Origin of the sequence: Micromonospora echinofusca (assembly GCF_017614955.1) — a bacterium.
Classification (GTDB): domain Bacteria; phylum Actinomycetota; class Actinomycetes; order Mycobacteriales; family Micromonosporaceae; genus Micromonospora; species Micromonospora echinofusca_A.
The window spans coordinates 1-7,392 of record NZ_WVUH01000347.1; the positions used below are offsets into that span (position 1 = coordinate 1).

Consider the following 7,392-nt stretch of genomic DNA (forward strand, 5'->3'; position numbering starts at 1 on the left):
GACCGAACCACTGACCGTCGACGCCACCGTCACCAGCCTGCACACCACCCCCGGCGGCACCGCGGCCGTGCCGGGCGTGGTCCTCGGTACCCGGCTCGTGCCCGCCGGACCTGCCCGCGACGGCTGGCGACCCGTGCACGTCCCCGGGCAGCCCGCCCCGCTCTGGCTCCCCGACGCCCACCTCGTACCGGCCGCCACCCGGGCACCGCAGCCGGACGGGGTGCTGGCCGTGGCCCACCGGCTGCTCGACGTCATCTACCTCTGGGGCGGGGTGTCGGCGTACGGCATCGACTGCTCCGGGCTGGTGCACCTGGCCTGGCGGCGGTTCGGGGTACGCCTGCCGAGGGACGCCGACGACCAGGCCCGGGCCACCACCCCCGTCCCGCTGGGCACCGAACGCCCCGGGGACCTCTACTTCTTCGCCCGGCCCGGCAGGCCGATCCACCACATCGGCATCGTCACCGCCGCACCCCGCCCCGGCGACGACCGTCGGATGCTGCACGCCTGCTACACGAAACGGCGGGTACTGGAGGAGCAACTGCCGGCGGAACGGACCGCCACGCTGGTCGGCGCACACCGGGTCTGACCCCGGCGGCCCCGGCCAGCCCATGTCAATCATGGAGTTGTGGTGCCCTCGATGCACCACTTCACGGCTTCTGTGGGGCACCACAACGCCATGATCCACGCGCAAGGCGCACGGCCCCCGGGGCGGGCCCGGGGGCGCGGAGGCGGCGCGGGACGCCGACGGCGAAACGCGACCTAGTGGCGTGCGCCGGTCAGTTCGCGACGCCGGTCCCGGGAGGACTTGACCAGGCTGGCCACCGTCGCCACCGCCAGGGTGCCGAGGATGACCACCAGGGAGAGCCAGATCGGGATGTGCGGCGCCCAACCGATGGGTTCCCCGCCGTTGATGAAGGGCAGGTTGTTGTCGGCGAGCGCCTCCAGCACCAGCTTGACGCCGATGAACCCGAGCACCACCGCGAGGCCGATGTTGAGGTACACCAGCCGGTCGAGCAGGCCGCCCAGCAGGAAGTAGAGCTGCCGCAGACCCATCAGCGCGAAGACGTTCGCGGTGAAGACCAGGTACGGCTCCTGGGTGATACCGAAGATCGCCGGAATGGAGTCCAGCGCGAAGATCAGGTCGGTCGTCCCGATGGCGATCATGACGATGAGCATCGGGGTGAAGAGCCGGCGACCGTGCTGGGTGGTGGTCAGCTTCGCGCCGTCGAAGTCCTTCGACAGCGGCAGTGCCCGGCGGCTCCACCGGATCAGCAGGTTCTCCTGGAACTCGTCCTCGTCCGGCTCGCCCTGCCGGAAGAAGTTGATCGCCGTGTAGATGAGGAAGGCACCGAAGATGTAGAAGACCCAGGAGAACTGGGAGATCAGCGCCGCGCCCGCCGCGATGAAGCCACCCCGCATGACCAGGGCGAGGACGATACCGATCAGCAGCACCTTCTGCTGGTACTGCCGGGGCACCGCGAACCGGCCCATGATGATGACGAAGACGAAGAGGTTGTCGACGGAGAGGCTGTACTCGGTCAGCCAGCCGGTGTAGAACTCCCCGGCGGTGCCGGCGCCGGAGGTCAGCCAGAGCCCGACGCCGAAGAGGAGCGCGAGGCCCACGTAGAAGGCCACCCAGAGGCTGGACTCGCGGATGCTCGGCTCGTGCGGCCGGCGGCCGATGATCAACAGGTCGGCCAGGAGGACCGCCGTCAGTACGACGAGGGTCGCAGCCCACACCCATCCGGACACGTTCAACTCATTTCCTCCGGCAGACACGCGGCATCGGGCACACCGTACGCCCCGGCGGGGCCCGGTGTGCTGGCGACGCTGACTCTGGTGGCTGTCGGAGGTCTCTTCCGTCACCGCCGGTCGACGGTGACCGATGACGCCGGGTCGGCCGGCGAACCGGTTGACCGTGCTGACGACGCCATCGCGGGGGAATACTCCCCTCCTCGGGCGCCATTGTTCACCATCACCGCCCGGCAGCGCACCTCCAGGAGCGGCTTTTGCCGACCAGGTCACCATCCCGGTCACCACGCGTAGGGCATCCTAGGAGGCTAGGTGCTGCACCGGACCGGTCGGCGGGTCCGGTGTCGACAACCGCAATCAGCCCTCGACCAGCGGATCGGCCAACGACCAGCCGGCCGCCAACAGGCCGTCGCAGGCCGCCACCGCACGGGCCAACCGCTGCCCGTGCGACCCCGTGAGTTCCACCACGGGTACCCCGCTCTCCGCCAGCACCGACCGGAACCGATCGGTCATACCGGCCCGCAGGTGCTCCCCGTCCCGTAACCCGTCGTCGTCGAACGGCACCCCGTGGTGGTCGGTGAGCAGGTAGAGGTCCGGGGCACGGGCCGCCGCCCGGACCGCCTCCGAGGACGAGCCCAGATAGCGCTCCTCCCAGACCGCGGTCGCCCGGGTGTCGGTGTCGCAGATCAGCAACGGACCGGACTCCCGGGCCGCCGCGTCCTCGGCGGCCTGCTGCATCCGGACCACCTCGACGAAGTCCGCCCGGCCCCACACCACGTCGGAGACCGTCGCGTCCGGCCGCTCCACCTGCAGGACGGCCAGCTTCCGGGCGGTCAGTTCGCGGCCGTACTCGGGCACCCACCGCGTCCCGTAGTGCGCCGCCAGCGCCGCCGCCATCGTGGTCGTCCCGGTCGACTCGGCGCCGACCACCACCACCCGCCGGACGAACCAGGCCCGCACCGCCGGATGCAGCCACCGCCAGTGCCCGACCGGGTCGGCCCGCACCGCCGTACCCGAGACCGGTACCGCGAGTCGTTGCGGATCCACGTAGACCGGGGTCGCCCCGAACCGGCGGGCCAGTTCCCCGCCGTACGCCTCGGAGGAGAAGACCGCGTCGAACCGCACCGGGCCGGCGGCGGCCCGGAAGACGGCGCAGTGCGCGTCCCAGACGGCCGGGTCGGCGTAGTCCACCGGATGGTCGTCGTACACCCCGACGAACCGCACGTGCGGGCTGGCCGCGTGCGCCTCGCGCAGCCAGTCGAGCCGGTCGGCGAGCGGGATCGACTCCCGCGAGGACGGCGCCACCACCACGGTCACCTCGGCACAGCGGGCCGCTGCGGCGTCGATCAGGGCGTGGTGCCCGGCGTGCGGCGGGTAGAACTTCCCCACCACCAGGGCGTGCCGGAACTCGGGACGCCGGTCGGTGGCCGACAGGTCGGCCGGCTCGGGGGTGACGCCGTCCGGTGGGGTGACCGACGCGGGGCTCACGGCACCGCCGGGGCCGGGCCGGGGGCCACTGCCTCCGGCTCCGCCCGCCGCCGCAGGTCCGCCGACCAGGCCCGCAGACCGAGCACGCAGAGCCCCAGGAAGACGACGTAGAGCAGCGCCGTCAGGTGCAGTCCCTTGTAGAGGTAGAGCGGAACGTAGACCAGGTCCGCGACGATCCAGATCCACCAGCTCTCCACCAGCTTGCGGGTCTGGCCGTACGTGGCGAGCAGGGAGAGCGTGGTGGTCAGCGCGTCCGCCAACGGTACGGTCGAGTCGGTGTACCGGGTGAGCAGCAGCCAGAGCCCTGCGGTGAGGAGCACCCCGGCGACCGCCAGACCGGCCCACTCGCCCCGTCCGGTCCGGCTGACCCGCAACCGGCTACGCTGCGCCCCGCCGAAGAGCCAGTTCCACCAGCCGTAGAGCCCGAGGACCACGTAGACGACCTGGAGGCCGGCGTCGGCGTACAGCCCGGCGGTCCAGAACAGCACCATGAGCAGCAGCACGTTGACGATGCCGACCGGCCAGTTCCACAACCGTTGCCGGGCCACCAGCCAGACGTTGAGCACCCCGGTGGCGAAGCCGAGCAGCTCCGCCCAGGTGGTGGGGGTACCGGCCACCGTGACCGCCGTACCGGTCAGCCAGTCGATCATGCATCCTCCCCGTGGATCCCGCCGTACGTGGCGATCCGGCCGCTCACCCTAGAGCAGAAAATGGACGGCGGACACCCCGGTCGTCCGACGGTCCACGCAGCGTGCGAGGCTGCCGCCATGGTGCTTGAGGTCGCTCTGATCGATGTGGTTCCCGGTCAGGAGGAGCAGTTCGCGGCGGCGTACGCCGAGGGGCACGCGGTGCTGGCCGGCACCCCCGGCTGCCGGTCGGTCCGGATGACCCGGGGGATCGAGTCGCCCGCCCGGTTCGTGCTGCTCGTCGAGTGGGACTCGGTCGAGGCGCACGAGCAGGAATTCCGGGCCACCGAGCGGTTCACCCGCTGGCGGGCGCTGATCGGGCCGTACTTCGCCGGCCCGCCCGTGGTGGAGCACTTCACCGACGTACCGGCCTGACCCGGCGGGTTTTTGTCGTACCCACCGGCTAGGGTGCCTCCGGCCGGATCCGACGGGCACGGGGCCGTCGGATCCGGGCAGGTCACCCGCTGTCGCCGGTGGTCGACGGGGTCACCCGGGCCCGCTCCGCCGGGATCCGCTCCAGCACACCACCGGCGAACACGTCGTACAACGGCAGCGTCCGCAGGTGGACGTACCCGATATGACAGTCGCAGCTCGCCTGCGGGCAGGGGCGAGGCCGCAACGCCGACCGGTACGACCCGTCGTAGAGGTTGCCCAACGGCGTGTCGACGAAGTGACAGCGTCGCACCTCGCCGTCGCCCCGCACCGAGATGACGCTCTCCCCGGTCCGGCAGGACCGGCCGGCGGACCGGTGCGGCCGGACGCTGTACCCGAAGAGCGGGTCCAGGGCCGACCAGTCGGCCTCCTCCTGCGGCGGGTAGTGGTGGCCCTCGGCCGCGTTGACCCACAGGTACGTCTCCGCCGGCAACGCCGCACGCAGCTCCCGCGCCTCGGCGAGATGCCCGGGCAGCCCCACCACGCCCACCGAGAACCGGATGCCCATCGCGTGCAGGGCGGTGCACCGGCCGAGGAACACCGCCCGGTCGACCTGCCCCGGATGGTAGGTCGCCCAGAGCGCGACCCGCTGCCGGTCGGCATCGGCCAGCCAGTCCAGCCGGCAGGCCAGGTTGGTCTGGATGGCCACCCGCTCCACGTGCGGCAGGTGGGAGAGCGTCACCAGGGCGCGCTGGTACCAGGAGCGGGTCAGTCCCTCGCCCCACGGGGTGAACAGCACCGAGAGCCTGTCCCCGTGCGGGTTGGCGGTGACCCAGTCGACGAAGCGCTCCAGAGCTGCCCGGTCGGCGTGCAACTGCGCGCGGGTGTCCCGCCGCTTGGCGAACGGACAGTACGGGCAGTCGTAGTTGCAGCTGGCCAGCGGACCCCGGTAGAGGATCCGCAGGTGCATCGGCCCGGGCTGCCCCACGGTCGGGTCGACCGTGCCGGTCGGTTGTCCGCCACCGGCCGGTACGCCGTCGCCGGCCGGCGGTGCGCCGCCGGCCCGACCGGGCAGCCCGAGGAAGGTACCGCTCACCGCCACGCGTACCCCGCCATGGCGGCCCGGACCGGACCGGAGACCAGCCAGGGCCCGATCGCGTCGGAGCGCTCCAGGCCGGCGTCGGTGAGCACCACCCGGTCCGGGCCCAGCTCGGCCCAGCCCCGCTCCACCAGGGTGGTGAGCCCCGCGAAGTCCTCCTCCACCGGGGCACCGAAGCGTTCCCGGTACCCGGCCGGCGCGAAGCCGTCCGCCCGCAGCAGCGACTTGACCAGCCAACGGCGCCGCTGTTCCACCCCGTCGAGGGCGAACCCGACCTCTGCGACGTCGAAGTCGCCGGCCGGGCGGCGCAGGTAGTCCTCGATGATCGCGCGGACCTGGCCGATCCCCACCGCGTAGTCGAACGAGTAGTGCAGGTCGGTGGTGTAGGACCGGGCACCGCAGCCGAGGCCGACCATCCCGTCGTCCTGGCAGGAGTAGTCGGGTCCGTCCGGATCGGGCAGGTCGGCCCGCCGGAAGTGGCGCATGGACAGTTGCCGGTAGCCGGCGGCGCGCAGCGTGTCCCGGCCCTGGCGGTAGAGCGCCAGCCGGTGCGCGTCCCACTCCGGGTCGGCGTCGTCGCCGGCCGGTGGCGGCACCCGGTGTTCCGCGTGCGGGGCCGGCGGCCGGGACCCGGGGGCGGAAAGGAGCGGCACGGACCGACGGCCCAGACCGGTGAGCGGTCGCACGTAGAGCGGGTAGAGGAACAGCTCCTCCGGCTGCCAGGACAGCGCCGCCGCCAACGACTGCGCCCAGGTCCGGGCCGTCTGCCCGGCGATACCGTAGATCAGGTCGAGGTTGACCGTGCCGATCCCCGAGGACCGGATGACCGTCAGCGCCCGCTCCACCTCTTCCCGGCGCTGGGGGCGGCCCGCCGCCCGCGCCTCGGTGTCCAGGAAGCTCTGCACGCCCATGCTGATCCGGGTGGTACCCCGTTCGGCGAGGACCGCGATCCGGTCGGCGGTGGCGGTGGCCGGGGACGTCTCCACCGCGGTGGGTACCGCGCCGGGGCGGGCCCCGAACCGGGTGAGCAGGTCGAACAGCGCGGTCAGTTCGGCGGCGGTCAGGTAGGTGGGGGTACCACCACCGACCGCGATCCGGGCGTAGTCGGCCGCACCGAGCGCGTCCGCGACCCGGTCGGCCTGGGTACCGAGCTGGGCCAGGTAACGGGTCACCTGCTCGGCGGGCGGGTTGGCCCGGGTGAACAGGTTGCAGAACCCGCAGCGCATCTCGCAGAACGGCAGGTGCAGGTAGAGGAAGAGCCCGTCCCGGCGCTCCCCCGCCCAGACGTCCCGCAGCGCCGGGCGGGGCCGCAGCGGCCGGTACGCCGTCTTGTGCGGGTACGCGTAGAGGTAGCCCTGGTAGGGCGAGCCGTCCAGTGCGGTCATGTCGGGGTCCCCGTTCGGTTCCACGTCCCCGGTTCGAGGACGACCTGTGCGTACGGCACCGTCCACACCACCTCGTGCCCGAACCGGTGACCGGTGTGGCCGTCCTCGCCGTAGGCGGTGCCGTGGTCGGAGCAGAGCACCACCAGGCAGGGGCGGCCCCGGCCGGTCATCGCGGCGAAGAGCCGGCCGATGTGCCGGTCGACGTACGCCAGGGCGGCGGCGTGGCTGGTCAGGTCGTCGTCGGCGGTGCCGGGCAGGTAGTGCCGGTTGGGTTGGTGCAGCGCGGCCACGTTGAGGAAGAGGAAGAGCGGCCGCCCGGCGGGCACCGTGGCCACCACCCGGTCGACCCGGTCGAGTTGCGCCTCGAAGCAGCCCGGGGCGGTGACGCCGAACTCCGGCTCCCAGTGTGCCTCGGCGAAGAGGCCGGGCAGGACCCGGCCGAGCGGTGAAGCCGGGTTGAAGAAGCCCACCCCGCCCACGCAGACCGTGTGGTAGCCACGACCGGCGAGGGCGGTGACCACATCCGGCGCGTCGAAGACCCAGGTGTCCTCGGTGGCGCTGACGCTGCCGGGGAAGGCCGCCGCGAAGAGCCGCGGGTGCGGGCCGGGGC

At 72.6% G+C, this 7,392-nt stretch carries 8 protein-coding genes; 2 read left to right on the forward strand and 6 right to left on the reverse strand.

Going from position 1 to position 7,392, the window contains the following annotated elements; genetic code table 11:
* On the forward strand, window positions 1-586 hold a 586-nt coding region (locus GSF22_RS27905), incomplete at its 5' end, for a C40 family peptidase (RefSeq protein WP_208816718.1).
* A 173-nt stretch (window positions 587-759) separates the two neighbouring features.
* Here the strand turns inward: GSF22_RS27905 and GSF22_RS27910 are convergent.
* The 3 genes from GSF22_RS27910 to pnuC form a co-directional block, all read right to left on the reverse strand.
* Entirely contained in the window at window positions 760-1,758 is a 999-nt protein-coding gene (locus GSF22_RS27910; protein WP_208816719.1) for a TerC family protein, read from the reverse strand.
* Window positions 1,759-2,109: 351 nt separating this feature from the next.
* The gene (locus GSF22_RS27915; RefSeq protein ID WP_307804388.1) at window positions 2,110-3,240 is read right to left on the reverse strand and encodes an AAA family ATPase; all 1,131 of its coding nucleotides are present in this window, start codon (window positions 3,238-3,240) and stop codon (window positions 2,110-2,112) included.
* Entirely contained in the window at window positions 3,237-3,890 is a 654-nt protein-coding gene (gene pnuC / locus GSF22_RS27920; protein ID WP_208816720.1) for a nicotinamide riboside transporter PnuC, read from the reverse strand. The genes GSF22_RS27915 and pnuC overlap by 4 nt, the downstream gene beginning before the upstream one ends.
* 117 nt (window positions 3,891-4,007) lie before the next feature.
* Between pnuC and GSF22_RS27925 the strand changes: the two genes are divergently transcribed.
* Window positions 4,008-4,301, forward strand: a complete 294-nt coding sequence (locus GSF22_RS27925; protein ID WP_208816721.1) for an antibiotic biosynthesis monooxygenase family protein — start codon at window positions 4,008-4,010, stop codon at window positions 4,299-4,301.
* Between the two features lie 82 nt (window positions 4,302-4,383).
* On the opposite strand, the gene GSF22_RS27930 is transcribed toward GSF22_RS27925, so the two are convergent.
* The 3 genes from GSF22_RS27930 to GSF22_RS27940 all read right to left on the reverse strand — a co-directional run.
* Window positions 4,384-5,394: an STM4011 family radical SAM protein gene (locus GSF22_RS27930; protein WP_307804389.1), complete on the reverse strand. Its 1,011-nt coding sequence runs from the start codon at window positions 5,392-5,394 to the stop codon at window positions 4,384-4,386.
* On the reverse strand, window positions 5,391-6,782 hold the full coding sequence (locus GSF22_RS27935; protein ID WP_208816722.1) for an STM4012 family radical SAM protein: 1,392 nt from the start codon (window positions 6,780-6,782) through the stop codon (window positions 5,391-5,393). Before GSF22_RS27935 ends, GSF22_RS27930 begins: the two co-directional genes overlap by 4 nt.
* Window positions 6,779-7,392: STM4013/SEN3800 family hydrolase (locus tag GSF22_RS27940; protein WP_208816723.1), on the reverse strand; the 614-nt coding region annotated here is incomplete at its 5' end. The genes GSF22_RS27935 and GSF22_RS27940, both read right to left, overlap by 4 nt.

Coding starts and splice junctions, on each gene's coding strand:
- pnuC (WP_208816720.1), bottom strand. CDS start 3,890: ATGATCGACTGGCTGACCGGTACGGCGGTCACGGTGGCCGGTACCCCC.
- GSF22_RS27925 (WP_208816721.1), top strand. CDS start 4,008: ATGGTGCTTGAGGTCGCTCTGATCGATGTGGTTCCCGGTCAGGAGGAG.
- GSF22_RS27935 (WP_208816722.1), bottom strand. CDS start 6,782: ATGACCGCACTGGACGGCTCGCCCTACCAGGGCTACCTCTACGCGTAC.